Source organism: Pseudomonas benzenivorans (assembly GCF_033547155.1).
Taxonomy (GTDB): domain Bacteria; phylum Pseudomonadota; class Gammaproteobacteria; order Pseudomonadales; family Pseudomonadaceae; genus Aquipseudomonas; species Aquipseudomonas benzenivorans_B.
Genome location: NZ_CP137892.1, coordinates 2,057,945 through 2,075,355 on the forward strand (window position 1 = coordinate 2,057,945; position 17,411 = coordinate 2,075,355).

The following is a 17,411-nucleotide window of genomic DNA, read 5'->3' on the forward strand; positions in this document are numbered from 1 at the left end:
AGGGGCCGAGGGCCGGGACCATTACCTGAAGAGAGGTGTGCGATGAGCAACAGGCCATCCAAACCGCTTCATAGCCAGCGTGGCGTGGCCATGGTGGAGTTCGCGATCGCCTTGCCATTGCTGCTGTTGCTGTTGCTGGCTATCGGCGAGTTCGGCCGCCTGCTGTACCACTACAACAACCTGCTGCAGGCCAGCCGCGACGCCGGCCGTTACGTCGCCGGACAGGCCTGGAACGCCACGCTCGGGCAGATCGACCTGACCGGCGATCTGCAGACCAGGACCAAGAACGTCGCCGTCTACGGTGTGCCGGCCAATCCGCGCGGCTATGCATCGGTGGTGCCGAATCTGGCGCCGAGCGACGTACAGGTCAACTCGGTGGGCGCCGAACACGTGCGGGTGAGCATCTCCTACACCTTTCGCCCGGTGATTGGCAATTCGTTGCCGACCTTCTTCGGTTCGTCGATTCCCTTGAACATCGCGCTGAACTCCACCGTGGTCATGAGGGCGCTGTGATGGACAAGAAACGTATGCAGGGCGTCTATGTGGTGGAGTTCGCCATCATCGGCCTGCTGCTGTTCACCCTGCTGTTCGGCATTCTGGAGATGGGCCGACTGCTGTTCACCGTCAATGCCCTGGACGAGGTGGTACGCCGGGGCGCACGGCTGGCGGCGGTGTGCGCCATCAGCGACGAGACGATAGTGAAGCAGCGGGCGATCTTCAATGACGCCGGGGACAGCAGCGCCAGCAGCCTGATCGGTAACCTGACAACCGGCCACTTGACTTTGAGCTACCTGGATGAGAACGGCGCCGTGGTGAGCAACCCCGGTGATCCTGCCAACCTGAGTTCCATCCGTTTCGTTGAGCTGAGTGTCGAGAGCTTTCCCTTCACCTTGTTGATCCCGCCACCATTGGGTGGCGACGTAACCTTACCGGTATTCAGGGCGATCTTGCCCCGCGAAAGCCTCGGCTCAGATGGCGAGGGTGGAGACACATCATGCTGACATCGAGAGAAGCTCCGACGGCAATCCGAGCGCCGGATAAGCAGAAAATGCAGCTACTGATCAGCAGCCGCGACGCTGCGGCGCTGACTCACCTGAAGGCCCTGAGCGAACGCCTGCCCAGCCTGCAGGTGACCACGCGGCTGGTGACTAACGGCCATACCGACCCGCTGTATGGCTTGGAGCGGATGCCCGAGTTTCTGCTGTTGCGGGTCAGCCATCTGTGGCGCGAGGAGTTGGCCGCCCTGCTGCAGCGTCCTGCCCAGGAACGGCCGCCGTTCCTGATCTGCGGCCCGCTGGAGGAGCATGAGGGGATTCGTCTGGCAATGCAGGCCGGCGCCCGGGATTTCCTGCCCGAGCCGGTGGCCGCCGACGAGCTGCTGGCCGCCCTGGAGCGGATGATTCAGGAGACCCATGCCGGGCAGGCGGTCGGCGGCAAGCTGGTCGCGGTGATGAACGCCAAGGGCGGCTCGGGCGCCACCCTGCTAGCCTGCAACCTGGCTCACCAGCTCAGCGCGCGAGGCGGTAGCACCCTGTTGCTGGATCTGGACCTGCAGTTCGGCAGCGTCGCTCACTGCCTGGATGTGGTGCCGGCGCACAGCCATGTGGAGGTCATGCAGCAGATCGATGAGATGGACAGCGTCGCCTTGCGCGGCTTCTGCAGCCATTTCAGCCCGAACCTGCATGTGCTGGGTGGGCGGGCCGGGGAGTTGTGCTTGGCCCAGGATGTACGTCTGGAGCAGTTGGAGGCCCTGTTGCGCCTGGCGCGCAGCACCTACGACTGGGTAGTGGTGGACCTGCCGCGGCAGATCGATCACCTCACCGGTGTCACCCTGGAACAGGCCGATCGGGTCTACATCCTGCTGCAGCAGAGCCTCAGCCACCTGAAGGACGCCACTCGCCTGGTGCGCATCATGCGCGACGAACTGGGGGTGCAGAACAACCGCTTCCAGGTGGTGGTCAATCGCTACGACAAGGCCTCGCCGGTCAGCCTGCAGGACATCGCCGAGGCGCTGCGTTGCACGGAGCTGCAGAAGCTCCCCAACGACTATGCAGTGGTCAGCGAAAGCCAGAACACCGGGGTGCCGCTGGAGCTGCATGCGCCGCGGGCGCCGCTGACCCTCGGCATGCGCGAGCTGAGCCAGGCCCTGCTCGGCACCAAGGCAGCCGAGCAGGGTTTGCTGAAACGTACCTTCGGCCGACTGTTCAGGGGATAGACCATGCTCAGTGAATTTCGTAATCGACTGCGCCAGCAACCTGCCAAGAACTCGAAGGCAGATGCGCAGGAGGCCCTCGCCGACGGCGCCGCCGCGGCGCCTATGGCCTGGGAGGGCAGCGCGCCGGACACCCTCTATGAGACCAGGTCCAGATTGAATCCGATGGAAAGCGAGTGGCGGGAGAAGATCTATCAGCAGCTGCTCAAGGTGATGGACCTGTCGCTGCTCGACTCCCTCGAGCCCGCCGATGCCGGGCGGCAGATTCGCGAACTGAGCCAGCACCTGCTCGACGAGCATTCGGCGCCGGTGAGCGTCAGCAGCCGCCAGCTGATCATCAAGCAGATTACCGACGAGGTGCTCGGGCTCGGGCCGCTGGAGCCGCTGCTGGCCGATCACAGCGTGTCGGACATCCTGGTCAACGGCCACGCCTCTGTCTATGTCGAGCGCCACGGCAAGTTGCAGCGCACCGATGTGCGCTTTCGCGACGATCAACATCTGCTGAACATCATCGATCGTATCGTTTCCAACCTGGGCCGGCGTATCGATGAGTCCTCGCCGCTGGTGGATGCGCGCCTGAAGGACGGCTCGCGGGTCAATGCGATCATCCCGCCGCTGGCCATCGATGGGCCGAGCATGTCGATCCGTCGTTTCGCGGTGGACCTGCTCAATGCCGAGAGCCTGGTGCAGATGGGAACCCTGACTCCGGCCATCGCCCTGGTGCTCAAGGCTATCGTGCGCGGCCGCCTGAACGTACTGGTGTCCGGCGGTACCGGCACCGGCAAGACCACCATGCTGAATGTGCTGTCCAGCTTCATTCCGCACAACGAGCGGATCGTCACCATCGAGGACTCGGCCGAACTGCAACTGCAGCAGCCGCACGTGGTGCGCCTGGAAACCCGGCCGCCGAACATCGAAGGCCGTGGCGAGGTCAACCAGCGTGAGCTGGTGCGCAACAGCCTGCGCATGCGTCCGGACCGCATCGTCATAGGCGAGGTGCGTGGCGCCGAGGCGCTGGACATGCTCACGGCGATGAACACTGGCCACGACGGCTCGCTGACCACCATCCACGCCAATACCGCGCGTGATGCCCTGGGGCGTATCGAGAACATGGTGTCCATGACCGGCGCGACCTTTCCGATCAAGGCCCTGCGCCAGCAGATCGCCTCGGCCATCGATGTGGTGATCCAGCTGGAGCGTCAGGAAGACGGCAAGCGGCGCCTGGTCAGCGTGCAGGAGATCAACGGCATGGAGGGCGAGATCATCACCATGACCGAGATATTCGGCTTCGTTCGCCGTGGCATCGGCGAGCAGGGCGAAGTGCTTGGTGATTACCGGCCGACCGGCATGGTGCCGGCGTTCCGCGATGTGCTGGCCAAGCGTGGCATCGAGCTACCGCTCAACCTGTTTCGCCCGGAATGGATGGAGGCTCAGTCATGAACCAGATTCCCAGCGAATTCATCCTGGCCTTCCTCGGCATGGTGTTCGCCGCGGTGTTCCTGCTCAGCCAGGGGCTGGTGGTGCCGGTATTCGGTGAAGCGGGGAAGGTGCGCAAACGTATCAGGTCGCGCCTGCATGTGCTGGAGCATGCCAGCAACCTGCCGAACATGCAGACGGTGCTGCGGCAGAAATACTTGCGGCGCCTGTCGCCCCTAGAGGCCCGGCTGGAGCAGTTGCCGGCCATGGAGGCCCTGGCGCAGATGATCGAGCAGGCCGGACACGGCTATCGCGCCTACCGCGTGCTGTTGCTCGGGCTGCTGCTGGGCGTGGCGGCCGGCGCGCTGCTGTGGCTGTTCACTCGGCTCTGGTGGTTGGCGCTGCCGGTTGCCCTGATTGTTTGCTGGTTGCCGGTGCTGAAGATCGCCAGCGACCGCGGCAAGCGTTTCGCCCAGTTCGAGGAGGGCCTGCCGGACGCCCTGGACGCGATGTGCCGTGCCTTGCGCGCCGGCCATCCGTTCAACGAGACCCTGCAACTGGTGGCCGAGGAGCACAAGGGGCCGGTGGCCCACGAGTTCGGCCTGACCTTCGCCGATATCAACTACGGCAACGACGTGCGCCGGGCCATGCTCGGCCTGCTCGAGCGGGTGCCGAGCATGACCGTGATGATGCTGGTGACCTCGGTGCTGATCCACCGCGACACCGGTGGCAACCTGACCGAGGTGCTGGAGCGCTTGAGCAGTCTCATCCGCGGGCGCTTCCGCTTCCAGCGCAAGGTCAAGACCCTGTCGGCCGAGGGGCGCATGTCCGCCTGGGTGTTGGTGGCCGTGCCGTTCGTGCTGGCGGCGGCGATCGTAGTCTCTAGCCCGACCTATCTGCCCCTGTTGATCAAGGAGCCCATCGGCCAGAAGCTGGTGATGGCGGCCTTCGTCGCCATGCTCGTCGGGATCTTCTGGATCCGCAAGATCATCAGGATTCAAGTCTAACCGCTGGCGGAAGCGCGGGAGGTGCTCGTCATGGACTATCTGCTAAGCCTGCTCAATCGAGTAGTAGAGAACGAGGAAATGGCCCGCATGCTGTTCGTCGGCGCCATTGGCTTGAGCGTGGTGCTCGTCCTGGTCGCCGTGAGCCTGCTGGTGATCGGTTTGCAGGATCCGCTGCAGCGTCGCCTGGCCTTGATCAAGCGCGGGCATGGCGGGGAGGGCGATGGGCAGGAGACGCCGAGCAACCTGCAGCTCATGCTGGAGCAGGTCGGCCAGCGCTTCACCTCCGCCGAGGACGGGCGGGATTCGGCGACGCGGACTCTGCTGATGCATGCCGGTTATCGCTCGCCTGCGGCGGTGCAGACCTACTGGGCCGTGCGCCTGCTGGCACCGCTGGTACTGACAGGCCTGACGCTGCTGGCGTTGCCATTGATCCCCAAACTGTCCCTGCTGATGGGCGTCGGGCTGGTGGCGGGGGGCGCCGCAGTCGGCTGGCTGGCACCGGCCATCTATGTCGACAAGCGCAAGCAGGCGCGCATGACCCGGCTGTTGGTGGCCTTCCCCGATGCCCTGGACCTGATGGTGGTGTGCGTGGAGTCGGGGTTGGCGCTGCCCCAGGCCATCGAGCGGGTGGCCGACGAGATGGCCGTGAGCCAGCCGGAGCTAGCGGTGGAGCTGGCCCTGGTCAATGCCGAGATCCGTGCCGGCATCCCCAGCACCGAGGCGCTCAAGCACCTGGCCGAGCGCACCGGGCTGGAGGACATCCAGGGGCTGGTCAGCCTGCTGGCACAGAGCATCCGCTTCGGCACCAGCGTCGCCGCCACCCTGCGCATCTATGCCGAGGAGTTTCGCGACCGGCGTACCCAGAAAGCAGAGGAAACGGCGGCGAAGATCGGCACGAAGCTGGTATTCCCACTAATCTTGTGCCTGTGGCCGAGCTTTTTCCTGGTGGCCATAGGCCCGGCCATCGTCGGGGTGCTCAAAGTCTTCGGGAAGGTATGAGATGAAAAGGATCGGACTGCTGTTGGGCACGATGGCCGTGCTGTCGGGGTGTCAGAGCATGGGGCCGGAATCGACGATCGATAGTCGTTCGATCTATAGGGGCGACAATTCGCTGCTTTACCAAGTGAAAAAACAGACGAGCTCTCCCGATCAGGCCATGCAGATGGCCGCCATGGCCTACCAGGCGGGCGATCTGGATCAGTCGCTGTTCCAGTATCTGCACGCCCTGGAGCTGGACCCGAAGCGCTATGCGGCGCTGGTCTGGGTCGGTCGCATCCACCGCGAGCGCGGCAATGCTCAACTCGCCGAGCTGGCCTTCGATGATGTGCTGACGAGCGATCCGGAGAACCTCGATGCTCTGGCGGAGAAGGGGCTCTTGAAACTGGCCGGACGCAACCATGAGGCCGCCGTCAAGCTGTTGTCCAAGGCGGTGGCCCTGGACCAGCGGCGCCAGGGACACGGTGATGGCCTTGATCCTGCGAATGTGACCGGACTCAAAGTGGACAGCCAATCGCCGCTCAAGGTCTACAACGGGCTGGGGGTTCTTGCCGACCTGCGCAATGACTTCCTGCAGTCCGAGGCCTATTACCGCTTGGCCTTGTTGATCGATCCGCGCTCGGTGCTGGTGCAGAATAGCCTGGGCTACTCCTATTACCTGGACGGGCAGTGGTCCGAAGCCGAGCGGACCTACCAGCGTGGTATCGACTACGATGCCTCCTACCAGCCCTTGTGGCGCAACTACGGGTTGTTGCTGGCGCGGATGGAGCGATACGAAGAGGCGCTTTCCGCATTCGAGCAGATCGGGAATAAAGCCCAGGCCAGTAACGATGTCGGCTACATCTGTTTGGTGGAAGGTAAGCTGGATGTGGCCGAGCAGTTCTTTCGCAGCGCGATCGAGCAGTCGCCGGCGCATTACGACGTGGCCTGGGAAAATCTCAATCGCGTGCAGCAGCTCAGGCGGATTCGCCAGATGGGCACAGGCCCCGACTCGGTCGCAGTGGTTCCGACGGAGCAGCCGGTGGCGCAGTGAGCGCCTACTGGCGGCTGCGCCGAGGGGCTTGCGATTGCGCTTAGTTGATCGCGTCGCTCAGTGCCTTGGCCGGCACATACTTGACCACCTTCTTCGCGGCGATCTCGATCGCCTGGCCGGTCTGCGGGTTGCGGCCGGTACGGGCCGGGCGCTCGCCGACTTTCAACTTGCCGATGCCGGGCAGGGTGATTTCCTCGCCATTTTCCAGGGCATCGCTGACGATCTCGCTGAGCTGTTCGAGGGCTGCACGCACGGTGCTCTTCGGGATGTCGATGGCTTCGGCGATATCGCTGATCAACTGGTCTTTGGTCATGGCCATATGGTGCTCCTTGAAATGAGAGGTGGTGCTGTAATGCCCTGAGCAGGGTACTGGTATTTCGCTGTGCTGGCATCGCAGGATGCGGACTTGGGGAAAACGAGCCCGCCTTGTGACCCCTCGGCAAGTGGAAAACTCCATACTGACGCCCTGTTTTTCGCGCTAAGTGCTTGAAGCAGTTGTAAGTTCGGGGCAAGCCGGTACAATGGCGCGGCCCGCCGCCTGGTGGGCAGCGTTATGGTGGCCCTGCCGGTCCCCCCGCAACGATCAGCCGTGAACCCGGTCAGGCCCGGAAGGGAGCAGCCGCAGCGGTGACATTGTGTGCCGGGGTGTGGCTGGTGGGGCCCCCACCAATCACATAAGTGATTGATTCTTAACGGTTTTTCACTCCAAGCCACGCAGTGGTACAAGGAGTGATACATCCGTGTCTACTGTTCCCTCCTATCTGCTGCTGTCCCGCCACTCGGTCTACTACTTCCGAATCGTGGTGCCGGATGCCATTCGCCCATTGTTCGCGCAGCGCGAGATACGGCGCTCACTGCAGACCTGCTGCCGGCGTGAGGCTTTGATTCGTGGTCGGGAATTGCTGCTGCAGGTTCAGTACCTGTTCACGGAGGCGTTCCAGGGCATGCGGCCATCGCTGGAGCGCTTGCGCGGGGCGTGGGAGGCGGGCGGCAAGCGAGTTGCAAGTTGGGCCTCATGGCTTCGTCAGCAGCAACTGGTGAGCGTCCAGCGGGCTTCGGTGAGAGCTGAACCGCAGCGCAAAGCTGCGAGGCCTTCTTCCAGGCGGAAGGGGAGGCCGGCAGTGGCGTTAGTCCCTGACCAACCAGACCTGGGGCCACGATTCTCTGAGGTAGTCGAAGAACATCTGCGCCATCAGCTCAGCGAAGGCGTGGCGCTCAAAACCATCGATGACAAGCGAGCAGTTGCCAACTTGCTGATCCGAGTCATCGGCGACCAGCCGATCAAGCTCATTACACGCAAGGAGGCACGCCAGTTCAGGGAGACGGCCATCAAGCTGCCGCCACGCCTCAATCAGCTGTCGAGCAAATCGATAGAGCAGGCTATCGAGGAGGCGACCAGCACCATCAGTCCAACCACGTTCAACAACTATGCGAAGAATTTGACGACCTTCTTCAGCTATGCCATCCGGGAAGGCTACTGCGAACGGAACCCTTTCGACGGTCTGCGAATTAAGCAGCGTAGGAAGGTGAGCGAGGAACGCAGCGCCTTCAGCGACGACGACCTTCGGCGCTTGTTCAGCAAGGCGACCTACGCGCCTGCAGACACCAGTAAACCGCATCAGTACTGGCTGCCGCTGCTGGGCCTCTACACGGGGGCGCGACTCAATGAGCTGTGTCAGCTGTATGTCGATGATGTAGTCGTCATCAACGGCGTCGACTGCCTGCATATCAGGGAGGGCAGACCGGACCAGAAGCTCAAGACGGCCTCCTCTGAACGACTGGTGCCGCTTCACTCCAGGCTCAAGGCGTTGGGCTTCCTTGATTATGTCCAGAGGCAGCGAGCAGCGGGGCAGGCCAGAGTCTTCTCGGAGCTGACCTGCCATAAGATGCACGGCTATGCCGCCGGTCCCTCCAAGTGGTTCGCGCGCGTTCGTGAGGCGCTTGGATTCCGTGGCGAGGCGAGCAAGAAGGACTTCCACAGCTTCCGGCATACCCTCGCAGACCACCTCAAGCAGAAGGGCGTGCCCGAGGCGCTGGTCGGTGGCTTGCTCGGGCATCAGGCTGGCGGGATTACCTTCGGTCGCTACGGCAAGGACGGGTTCTACCCCGTTAACACGGACACTTTCGAGTAAGCTCACACCGAGCTGAAGGAGTGTTCATGAAGCGCAAGAAATACAGTCCTGAATTCAAGCGGGAAGCCATCGAGTTGGTTCGTCGTTCAGGGGCGAGCTGTCGACAAGTGGCCCTAGAGATTGGTGTGGCTCCGAACCTGCTCACGCGCTGGATTCGAGAGGCGCAGCCAGGCACAGAAAAGGCCTTTCCCGGCACAGGTAGCCCGCGAGATGAGGAGCTGGCCCACCTCAAGCGTGAGTTGGCCCGAGTGACCAAGGAACGTGATTTTTTAAGAGACGCGGCAGCGTACTTTGCCAAGGAGTCATCGAGCGGTACACGGTGATCCAGCGCTGCCGCAACGAGTACCCGGTACGACTGATGTGCCGTTGCTTGAAGGTTTCTGCCAGTGGCTATTACGCCTGGCAGGATCGCGATCCAAGCCCACGTGCTCAAGAGAATGCGCGTCTGGTGAGGCGCATTCGGGAGATTCACGAAGACAGCCGTGGTGTTATCGGCGCGCCGCGGATGCACGAGGATCTGCTCGACGAGGGCGAAACCGTCAGCCTGAACCGCGTTGCTCGCCTGATGGCAGCTGAGCGAATTCAAGGCTGGCCACGCCGGAAGAAGCGTGGCTTTGGAAGAGTCGCCAGCGGCCGTCCAGCAGGCGTGAAAAACCTGCTGGAGCGCGACTTCACCGCGCAGGAACCGGAGCGCAAGTGGGTCACGGACATCACGGAAATAGCCACACTGGAAGGCAAGCTCTTCCTATGCGTGGTGCTCGACTTGTACAGCAAGCTGGTGATCGGCTGGTCGATGCATCACCGCCAGGATCGGCAGATGGTGATTCGAGCGGTGGAGATGGCGATCTGGCAGCGCCAGGGTGACTGGTCGGTGATCCTGCATTCGGATCGCGGTAGTCAATTTACCAGTGCTGACTACCAGCGCTTCCTGAATCGCAACACGCTGGTCTGCAGCATGAGTGCCGTCGGGCATTGCGGCGACAACGCTGCCTGTGAAGGCTTCTTCGGTCAGCTCAAGCGTGAGCGCGTTGTCCATCAGTCGTATCGAACTCGTGATGAAGCACGGGCGGATCTATTCGACTACATCGAGCGGTTTCATAACCCACGAATGCGTCGTAGAGTCGCCCGGCAAGATCTGAAGTTTTCAGCCCTTTTCAAACCGTCCGTGGAAATGGGGTAGAACCCCTTGCAAATCGCCGAAGGTAAGCAAGACTGGTGTAGTGAACCCAAAGGAGGGGAGGCCATGCGCCCCATGAAGACGTTTAGCGCTCTGCTTGCGCTCAGTGTGATTGCGGCATTACCAGGCTGTGCTACGAAGAAGGATTTCTACGCGACTGGCGGCAGTCGGGCAGATGGCACAGTCGATATGGCTTATGACTTCCGACCGTTTGAGCAGCCAGTTGTAGACCATGTGCAGGCGCAAAGGGTTGCTAAATCGAAGTGTGGTGTGTGGGGTTACAGCAACGCTGAGCCATTTGGTGGGAAGACGACTAATTGCTACAGTAGAGACGGCTGGGGTAATTGCACAGCTGGTCAGATCATAGTCAAGTACCAGTGCATCGGTAACCTAGATGCTCCAGCAGCGAAATCAACCGCCTCTCCTCTTCCTGCATCTAATCTTGCACCAGGAAATATGAGCAAGAGCCAATGGCAACAGCAGCAGTTGCAGATGCTGATGAATGATACAACTCTTAATTACGAAGAGTATACGCGCCGCCGGGAGCAAATATTGGCTGAGTAAGTTGTGCTGCCCCTGAAAGCAGCGCCTGATTAGGCCTCGGGGGCTTCACCTTATTCAGGTTTGATACTCTTGAGCTGTAGCATAGGTTTTCAGTTTCACCGCTGCGCATGCCCTCTTAACAGCAGCGGGGGAAATGCCCCAGTGTTTGGCGGTGTCGGCGATGCTGGCGCTGTTATCCTGTCTCCAGGCTGCGACTGCCTCATCATCAATGACCTTGGGTGCGCCCAGCTTCTTGCCTTGAGCCTTGACCCGCTCAATGCCTGCCATCTGCCGCGCCCTGATGTTGGAGCGCTCCAGTTCAGCAACGGCGGCAAGCATGGTCAGCATCATCTTTCCGACAGGGCTGGATAGGTCGAAGCCTTCTCGTAGGGAGACGACAGACACCCCCTTGGCCTTCAGGGCTTCAACGGTCTCCAGTACGTCGACGGTGTCCCTACCCAGACGGTCGATGGCGGCAACAACAACGGTGTCGCCTTTGCGGACATAACTGAACAGAGCGGCGAAGCCGTCGCGCTTCAATGCCTTGGTGGCGCCGCTGGTAGCAGCGTCAGTAAACCACCCGTCCTCGCTGACGTTGTAGCGCTGACAGATGGCGTGGCGCTGCGCCTCGATGGTCTGCCCATCGGTGCTGACGCGGGTGTAGGCGATAGTGGCGGTCATGGTCTGCTGCTCCCTGTAGGCCTGGCTCACTGAATTGGATCAGTAAGCTACAGGGTGGCTCGGATAATTTCAACACATTTGATCCATGCGCGGCCTGCGTTCTACCGAGCCCCCTTCAGGCGTCCTCGGCTGGCTCAAAAGGTGTACTTTCTGAGCCTGGCCTGACGTGCTGGTGCCGCCATAGAGTCTGGGACAGCCCTGCTCTTGGTGCGCCCACTTGCTGCGTGGTGGTGGACAGGGTAGTGCCGGCGCATGGAGACTGAACGGGGGGGTACGGGGGGAACTCGGCTGCTCCCTTACTTAATAAGGCCGTTCAGATTTTTCGCTGGGAAATAGGCCCACCCTCTCGCCACTCATAGAGGCCAGCCCAAAGTGGACGTTTGCAGCTGATACCATCAGGCCCCAGATCGGTCTGCAAAACTGAGGGCTACCCAATCGGCTGGACCTTAGGTCATCATCTGGTATCCGCACCATCCTTGAGCCTGAGCCTCTGTCAAGTGGGATGTGTTAGACTAACGCTCAGTGAGGTATGCCATGACCCATAAATCGAAACCGCAGGTTAAGTTCACTCTAATCTCGCCTAGCTTGAAGGGCGAGGTAAGCCGTGCTGCGCCTCAAGGTTTCGCTGGGAACGCTGCAGTCTATGTTGAGCGCGTCAAGGCATCCGACAAGGGTTCAGTTCGGAAGCAGCGACTGCTTACCCCTTACTCCTGGCGCAATCAGCTACACAAGCAGACGCAGATCATCGAACAGCTGAAAAAGCAGCTGCGTGAAATTCAGCAAGCCCAGAAGGCCAAAGCCGCTATCCATGCCGATCTTGAAGGCGTGGCCGTCCTCGACGCTATGGTCGCCATTGATCTACTGGATAACCCGCCGGAGCCAAACGCTAAGCTCCAAGCCTTGTTCGCTCAGCGATAAGGCTCGGGAGGCGATGGCTTATATCACTGTCCCTTACGATAGCTCAGTAGACCGCTCTAGCTTCAGCTGCGGAGAGCACCCAGAGCTAGACCACTATATTGCCAAGCAGGCAACGCAAGACGAAAAGCGCAATGTCTCGCGCACCTTCCTGTTGATCGATAACGGTCAGTTAATCGGCTATTACACAATTGCTAATGCTTCCGTCCTACTCTCTGACCTTCCAGAAGAGCTGGTCAAAAAGATGCCGCGCTACCCTCTACCGGCAATTCTGCTCAGCCGGCTAGCAATGGACCAATCCCAGCAACGAAAAGGCCTTGGTAAGAAGCTGATGCTTGACTTCTTCCAGCGTGTCTATGAAGTCTCGAAACTATCTGGAGTGGCATTCATTGTCGTTGATGCAAAAGACCGGAAGGCGGCCGACTATTACGTTGGCCTCGGCTTTACTGCGTCGAGCACCGGCCCTCTACGCCTAGTGCTGCCTGTGGCAACCATCATCAAGCAGTTCGCCAAGCAGCAAGACCAAATCCCAGCATGTGTTTCAGCATAATGCCCGACGCTCCTCCCCACAGATGGCACAGCCTTGCCCGTGGACACTGAGTATCCAAGCACTTAGCGATCTTTCCCTTCTTCGTACCGAGTGAAGCCAAACCTCGCGCCAAATGCAGTGGCCTCGAGGTTCGCTTGCTCGATACCGATATGGGGATCGGGAAGCTTGTCCGCCGACTCGACAAGGAATTGAAGCAGTGCCCTGCCGTGTCCCTGGTGCTGCTCTCGAAAGCCGACCCTGACGACTACCAGTGTGTTGTTGTCCCCCCCGCCTTCTACTTCAGGTGCTCTTTCAGCAGCGCGGCGAAAGTCGAGACTCGTTCTTTGGCTTGTATAGCTTCTTCATCGGTGGACATGGGGCGGCTCCGGTATCCATTGACATGGGGAGTTGTATCAAGCGGAGCCTGAGCCTGTCCCTCAAGTGGTACAAAAGGGGGGCAAACAGGTGATACAAAGCGCCTTGCGGGCTGCCCCAGGAGGTCGCCTACAATGGCCTCGATTTCCATTTTCCTGCGTGGTCTAGTGAAGGCCGCTTCAGAAGTGACGCAGGCCCGTAGAAGGCTCTAGATAGGGCTTTTCGGGCAGCGTTATGGTGGCCCTGCCGGTCCCCCCGCAACGATCAGCCGTGAACCCGGTCAGGCCCGGAAGGGAGCAGCCGCAGCGGTGACATTGTGTGCCGGGGTGTGGCTGGTGGGGTCCACCTCCAGTCTCCTGTCTATCAACGGTTTCTTCACTTCACTCAGGTAGTGGTACAGAAGTGATGCACCGGTGCGCAGCATCTTCCTTTTTCTGTTGTCCGTCCCCTGGCCTCTGTTCATGAGTCATGGTGCGGTGTCCTGTGCGTTCTCATGCCTTCGGCGGGAAATGACGAGCGCCTATGATTCACTGGAGGTGGTAGGCGCCGGCTCCTTATGTGTCGAAAGGGGCAGTGCTTCTGCATGACTGGCGGAGAATGAAAGGCCCCGAATTGGCCGGGGCAAGTGCCGGTGTGTCAGGTGACCTGGTAATTGAGTACGCTGTCCTGCTCTTTCAGTGCCTTGCGCATCTCGGCAGGAATGCTCCCGGAACGGACCGCGAGCTCCAAGCGGATTTCTTCCAGGCTCTGTGCAAAGGCCTGTGGGTCGCTCAGTTGGCTGGCGTTGAGCACCCGGCTGTAGGCGGTGGCGTCATTTCCGTCGAGCAGGGACAGGACAATGCTGCCGTCTGGGCGAGGGTTGCTGAAGTTGGCGCGCAAGGGGGCAAACAGTTGGTCGACGAATTGCTGATTGGGGTTGTCCATATCCGTACTCTCTCCTGAGGGTGATGACAGCAGACCATGAGTCTCGCACTAAGTTCAGCAAGAGTGCATCAATTCGATGTCGGGCTATAACTGCGGTGGCCGACGAAACCCCGAGCCCTCGTCCACTATCGACAGAGTGACGTGGCTGACAGCGCCGGCGCTGTGCATCGGATGCAATTTGCCCCATGCTCCGTTAGCATTAGCCTTCTTCAATGCTTTCCTCTCGTGACGGGTTTCGATGAGTTATCAGGTTCTTGCACGCAAGTGGCGTCCGCGCTCGTTCCGCGAAATGGTCGGCCAGACCCATGTGCTCAAGGCGCTGATCAACGCCCTCGACAGCCAGCGCCTGCACCACGCCTACCTGTTCACCGGCACCCGCGGGGTGGGTAAGACCACCATCGCGCGGATCATCGCCAAGTGCCTGAATTGCGAGAATGGCATCAGCTCGACGCCCTGTGGGGTCTGCTCGGTTTGCAAGGAGATCGACGAGGGACGTTTCGTCGACCTGATCGAGGTCGACGCCGCCAGCCGCACCAAGGTCGAGGATACCCGCGAGCTGCTGGACAACGTGCAGTACTCGCCGAGCCGCGGGCGCTTCAAGGTCTACCTGATCGACGAGGTGCATATGCTCTCGTCGCACTCGTTCAATGCGCTGCTCAAGACCCTGGAAGAGCCGCCGCCGCACGTCAAATTCCTCCTGGCCACCACCGATCCGCAGAAATTGCCGGTGACTATCCTCTCCCGGTGCCTGCAGTTCTCCCTGAAGAACATGCCGCCGGAGCGGGTGGTCGAACACCTCAGCCATGTACTCGCCGCCGAGAGCATCCCCTACGAGGAGGACGCGCTCTGGTTGCTCGGCCGCGCGGCCGACGGCTCCATGCGCGACGCTATGAGCCTGACCGATCAGGCCATTGCCTTCGGCGAAGGCAAGGTGCTGGCCGCCGATGTGCGCGCCATGCTCGGCACCCTGGACCATGGTCAGGTGTATGGCGTATTGCATGCCCTGCTGGAGGGCGACGCCCGTGCCTTGATCGATGCTGTGCGTCACCTGGCCGAACAAGGTCCGGACTGGAACGGCGTGCTGGCGGAAATGCTCAATGTGTTGCACCGCGTGGCCATCGCCCAGGCCTTGCCGGAGGCGGTGGATAACGGTCAGGGCGACCGCGAGCGGGTGCTGGCGCTGGCCCAGGCGTTGCCGGCCGAGGATGTGCAGTTCTATTACCAGATGGGCTTGATCGGTCGCCGCGACTTGCCCCTGGCGCCAGACCCGCGCAGTGGCTTCGAGATGGTGCTGTTGCGCATGCTGGCATTCCGCCCGGCGGATAGCGACGATGCGCCGAGGGTGGCGCTAAAGCCGCTAGGGATTAGCCAGGCCACTGCTGATCCCCGAAGCAATCCAGTGGCCGACGCGGCCATGGTCGCGCCGGTTGTTGCCGCTCCTGTGCCTGCCAGCGAGCCCCAGGCGCCGATCACGACCCCGGCGGCGGCGCCCGAGCCGCAGCCGGTAGAGCGGCCAGCCACTCCTGTCGTGGCGCCTGTCGAGCCTGAGGTCGCAGCGGTATCCACGGCGCCCGCGGTGCCTGCCGTGCAAGAGGCGTCTGCCGCCGCTGCGGCCGCCGCGCCGGCGATTACCGACCTGCCGTGGGAAGAACAGGCTCCCCAGGCCGCACCCATGGCGCCTGTTGCGGCCGGTGCCGCGGAGCCGGCAGCTCCCGACGTCGAGGCGGTACCCGTTCGAGCCGTCTCGGGGGGCGTGGCGCTGCAGAGCGTCGACAGCGACGCGCCGGCCGAGGTCGAGGATGAGCCGCCACCGGGCGACTACGACTATGTGGAGATGGACGCCGAGTCCTTCGACTACGACTTCGATGCGGTCGCCAGCACGCAACCGGCCGAGCCGGAGCCGACGGTCGCGGCGCAGCCGGCTACCGGTCTGGCCGCTGACTGGCTGGAACTGTTCCCCAAGCTGGGGCTGTCCGGCATGACCGGTAGCATCGGCGCCAACTGCACGCTGATCTCGGCCGAGGGTGACAACTGGCTGCTGCACCTGGACCCTGGACACAGCGCGCTGTTCAATGCGACCCAGCAGCGCCGCTTGAATGATGCGCTGAACCAGCACCTCGGCCGCGAGTTGAAACTGCAGATCGAGCTGCGTCAGCCCGAGCAGGAAACCCCGGCGCAGGCGGCGGCGCGCAAGCGTGCCAACCGCCAGCGCGAGGCCGAGGCCTCGATCCACAACGACCCGCTGGTACAGCAGATGATGCAGCAGTTCGCCGCCAGCATAAGGGCGGACAGCATTGAGCCCGTGGATACCTAGGGCTGGTTAAGGGTGGCGGACATGCCGAGCGCCATTTACTGTGAACCGAACGAATTTAACCCCTGATTACCGAGGACTAGCACCATGATGAAAGGTGGCATGGCCGGCCTGATGAAGCAGGCCCAGCAGATGCAGGAAAAGATGCAGAAGATGCAGGAAGAGCTGGCGAACGCCGAGGTGACCGGCCAGTCCGGCGCCGGCCTGGTGAGCGTGGTGATGACCGGTCGTCACGACGTCAAGCGCGTCAGCCTGGACGACAGCCTGATGCAGGAAGACAAGGAGATTCTCGAGGATCTGATCGCCGCTGCGGTGAACGATGCGGTGCGCAAGGTCGAGCAGAACAGCCAGGACAAGATGGCCGGGATGACCGCCGGCATGCAGCTGCCGCCCGGCTTCAAGATGCCTTTCTGATCCCGTCATCCGTCTACCCACAGGGCGCCGCCGCGGGGTGCCCCGCATCACCGTCACTGTGCTCTGTGTGCCCGATGCCTGGCGTTCCGATTGTGCGCTACGGCATCCAGGGCCCAGAAATTCCTGTGTAGCTATCGAGCCCGCCCATGAGCTTCAGCCCCCTGATTCGTCACCTGATCGACTCCTTGCGTATCCTGCCTGGCGTGGGGCAGAAGACCGCCCAGCGCATGGCGCTGCACCTGCTCGAGCGTGATCGTAGCGGTGCCCTGCGTTTGGCCCAGGCCTTGAGCCAGGCGATGGAGGGGGTGGGCCACTGCAAGCAGTGCCGAACCCTGAGCGAGGATGAGCTCTGCCAGACCTGCCTCGACCCGCGCCGGGATGACAGACTGTTGTGCGTGGTGGAGGGGCCGATGGATGTTTATGCGGTGGAACAGACCGGCTATCGCGGCCGCTATTTCGTGCTCAAGGGGCACCTGTCGCCACTGGATGGCCTGGGCCCGGAAGCCATCGGCATTCCCGAGCTGCTGGCTCGGGTCGAGGACGGAAGCTTCGGCGAGGTGATACTCGCCACCAATCCCACGGTGGAGGGTGAGGCCACGGCGCACTATATCGCCCAGCTGCTGGCGGGCAAGGGCATGGTCGCCTCACGCATTGCCCACGGCATGCCGCTGGGTGGCGAGCTCGAGCTGGTCGATGGCGGCACCCTGGCCCACTCGATCGCCGGCCGGCGGCCGATTCAGCTGTAG

18 protein-coding genes and 2 other RNA genes are annotated in these 17,411 nt (G+C 61.9%); 17 read left to right on the top strand and 3 right to left on the bottom strand.

What is annotated here, in order from left to right:
* The first annotated feature begins 42 nt into the window (after positions 1–42).
* The 7 genes from SBP02_RS09330 to SBP02_RS09360 are packed head-to-tail and all read left to right on the top strand — an operon-like array spanning position 43 to position 6,664.
* Positions 43–513, top strand: a complete 471-nt coding sequence (locus SBP02_RS09330) for a TadE/TadG family type IV pilus assembly protein (protein WP_318646107.1) — start codon at positions 43–45, stop codon at positions 511–513.
* Positions 513–1,001 (top strand): TadE/TadG family type IV pilus assembly protein, encoded by a 489-nt coding sequence (locus SBP02_RS09335; protein ID WP_318646108.1) that lies wholly within the window; start codon positions 513–515, stop codon positions 999–1,001. The genes SBP02_RS09330 and SBP02_RS09335 overlap by 1 nt, the downstream gene beginning before the upstream one ends.
* Positions 995–2,215, top strand: a complete 1,221-nt coding sequence (locus tag SBP02_RS09340) for an AAA family ATPase (protein ID WP_318646109.1) — start codon at positions 995–997, stop codon at positions 2,213–2,215. The genes SBP02_RS09335 and SBP02_RS09340 overlap by 7 nt, the downstream gene beginning before the upstream one ends.
* A gap of 3 nt (positions 2,216–2,218) precedes the next feature.
* Positions 2,219–3,652: a CpaF family protein gene (locus tag SBP02_RS09345; RefSeq protein ID WP_318646110.1), complete on the top strand. Its 1,434-nt coding sequence runs from the start codon at positions 2,219–2,221 to the stop codon at positions 3,650–3,652.
* The gene (locus SBP02_RS09350; RefSeq protein WP_318646111.1) at positions 3,649–4,635 is read left to right on the top strand and encodes a type II secretion system F family protein; all 987 of its coding nucleotides are present in this window, start codon (positions 3,649–3,651) and stop codon (positions 4,633–4,635) included. The genes SBP02_RS09345 and SBP02_RS09350 overlap by 4 nt, the downstream gene beginning before the upstream one ends.
* A gap of 30 nt (positions 4,636–4,665) precedes the next feature.
* The gene (locus SBP02_RS09355) at positions 4,666–5,634 is read left to right on the top strand and encodes a type II secretion system F family protein (RefSeq protein ID WP_318646112.1); all 969 of its coding nucleotides are present in this window, start codon (positions 4,666–4,668) and stop codon (positions 5,632–5,634) included.
* A 1-nt stretch (position 5,635) separates the two neighbouring features.
* On the top strand, positions 5,636–6,664 hold the full coding sequence (locus tag SBP02_RS09360; RefSeq protein ID WP_318646113.1) for a tetratricopeptide repeat protein: 1,029 nt from the start codon (positions 5,636–5,638) through the stop codon (positions 6,662–6,664).
* Between the two features lie 40 nt (positions 6,665–6,704).
* Here SBP02_RS09360 and SBP02_RS09365 read toward each other — a convergent pair whose 3' ends face one another.
* On the bottom strand, positions 6,705–6,983 hold the full coding sequence (locus SBP02_RS09365; RefSeq protein ID WP_318646114.1) for an HU family DNA-binding protein: 279 nt from the start codon (positions 6,981–6,983) through the stop codon (positions 6,705–6,707).
* A 244-nt stretch (positions 6,984–7,227) separates the two neighbouring features.
* Between SBP02_RS09365 and ffs (SBP02_RS09370) the strand changes: the two genes are divergently transcribed.
* From ffs (SBP02_RS09370) to yecR, 4 genes are all read left to right on the top strand, one after another.
* Positions 7,228–7,324, top strand: an RNA gene (gene ffs / locus SBP02_RS09370) — signal recognition particle sRNA small type.
* A gap of 80 nt (positions 7,325–7,404) precedes the next feature.
* Positions 7,405–8,796, top strand: a complete 1,392-nt coding sequence (locus SBP02_RS09375) for a site-specific integrase (protein WP_318646115.1) — start codon at positions 7,405–7,407, stop codon at positions 8,794–8,796.
* A 26-nt stretch (positions 8,797–8,822) separates the two neighbouring features.
* Positions 8,823–9,976 (top strand): IS3 family transposase gene (locus tag SBP02_RS09380; RefSeq protein WP_318641747.1). Its coding sequence is split into 2 segments (ribosomal slippage): positions 8,823–9,069 and positions 9,069–9,976, totalling 1,155 coding nucleotides; the frame shifts between segments, so codons are not numbered across the junction.
* Between the two features lie 63 nt (positions 9,977–10,039).
* The gene (gene yecR / locus SBP02_RS09385) at positions 10,040–10,537 is read left to right on the top strand and encodes a YecR family lipoprotein (RefSeq protein ID WP_318646116.1); all 498 of its coding nucleotides are present in this window, start codon (positions 10,040–10,042) and stop codon (positions 10,535–10,537) included.
* 54 nt (positions 10,538–10,591) lie between these two features.
* Here the strand turns inward: yecR and SBP02_RS09390 are convergent, their stop codons facing one another.
* The gene (locus SBP02_RS09390; RefSeq protein ID WP_318646117.1) at positions 10,592–11,197 is read right to left on the bottom strand and encodes a recombinase family protein; all 606 of its coding nucleotides are present in this window, start codon (positions 11,195–11,197) and stop codon (positions 10,592–10,594) included.
* Between the two features lie 534 nt (positions 11,198–11,731).
* Here SBP02_RS09390 and SBP02_RS09395 point away from each other — a divergent pair.
* The 3 genes from SBP02_RS09395 to ffs (SBP02_RS09405) all read left to right on the top strand — a co-directional run bounded on the left by SBP02_RS09395 (position 11,732) and on the right by ffs (SBP02_RS09405) (position 13,357).
* Positions 11,732–12,115 carry a hypothetical protein gene (locus tag SBP02_RS09395; protein ID WP_318646118.1) on the top strand — a complete coding sequence of 128 codons (384 nt, stop codon included), beginning with the start codon at positions 11,732–11,734 and terminating at the stop codon, positions 12,113–12,115.
* 13 nt (positions 12,116–12,128) lie between these two features.
* On the top strand, positions 12,129–12,662 hold the full coding sequence (locus SBP02_RS09400) for a GNAT family N-acetyltransferase (protein ID WP_318646119.1): 534 nt from the start codon (positions 12,129–12,131) through the stop codon (positions 12,660–12,662).
* A gap of 598 nt (positions 12,663–13,260) precedes the next feature.
* An RNA gene (gene ffs / locus SBP02_RS09405) (signal recognition particle sRNA small type) lies at positions 13,261–13,357 on the top strand.
* Positions 13,358–13,652: 295 nt separating this feature from the next.
* On the opposite strand, the gene SBP02_RS09410 is transcribed toward ffs (SBP02_RS09405), so the two are convergent.
* Positions 13,653–13,940, bottom strand: a complete 288-nt coding sequence (locus tag SBP02_RS09410) for a DUF3509 domain-containing protein (RefSeq protein WP_318646120.1) — start codon at positions 13,938–13,940, stop codon at positions 13,653–13,655.
* Between the two features lie 238 nt (positions 13,941–14,178).
* Here SBP02_RS09410 and dnaX point away from each other — a divergent pair, with 238 nt between their 5' ends.
* The 3 genes from dnaX to recR all read left to right on the top strand — a co-directional run bounded on the left by dnaX (position 14,179) and on the right by recR (position 17,411).
* Complete coding sequence (dnaX, locus tag SBP02_RS09415; protein ID WP_318646121.1) at positions 14,179–16,254, top strand: DNA polymerase III subunit gamma/tau; 2,076 nt, start codon at positions 14,179–14,181, stop codon at positions 16,252–16,254.
* An 84-nt stretch (positions 16,255–16,338) separates the two neighbouring features.
* Positions 16,339–16,665, top strand: coding sequence for a YbaB/EbfC family nucleoid-associated protein (locus SBP02_RS09420; RefSeq protein ID WP_208706694.1), 327 nt, complete (start codon positions 16,339–16,341; stop codon positions 16,663–16,665).
* A gap of 146 nt (positions 16,666–16,811) precedes the next feature.
* Entirely contained in the window at positions 16,812–17,411 is a 600-nt protein-coding gene (recR, locus tag SBP02_RS09425) for a recombination mediator RecR (protein WP_318646123.1), read from the top strand.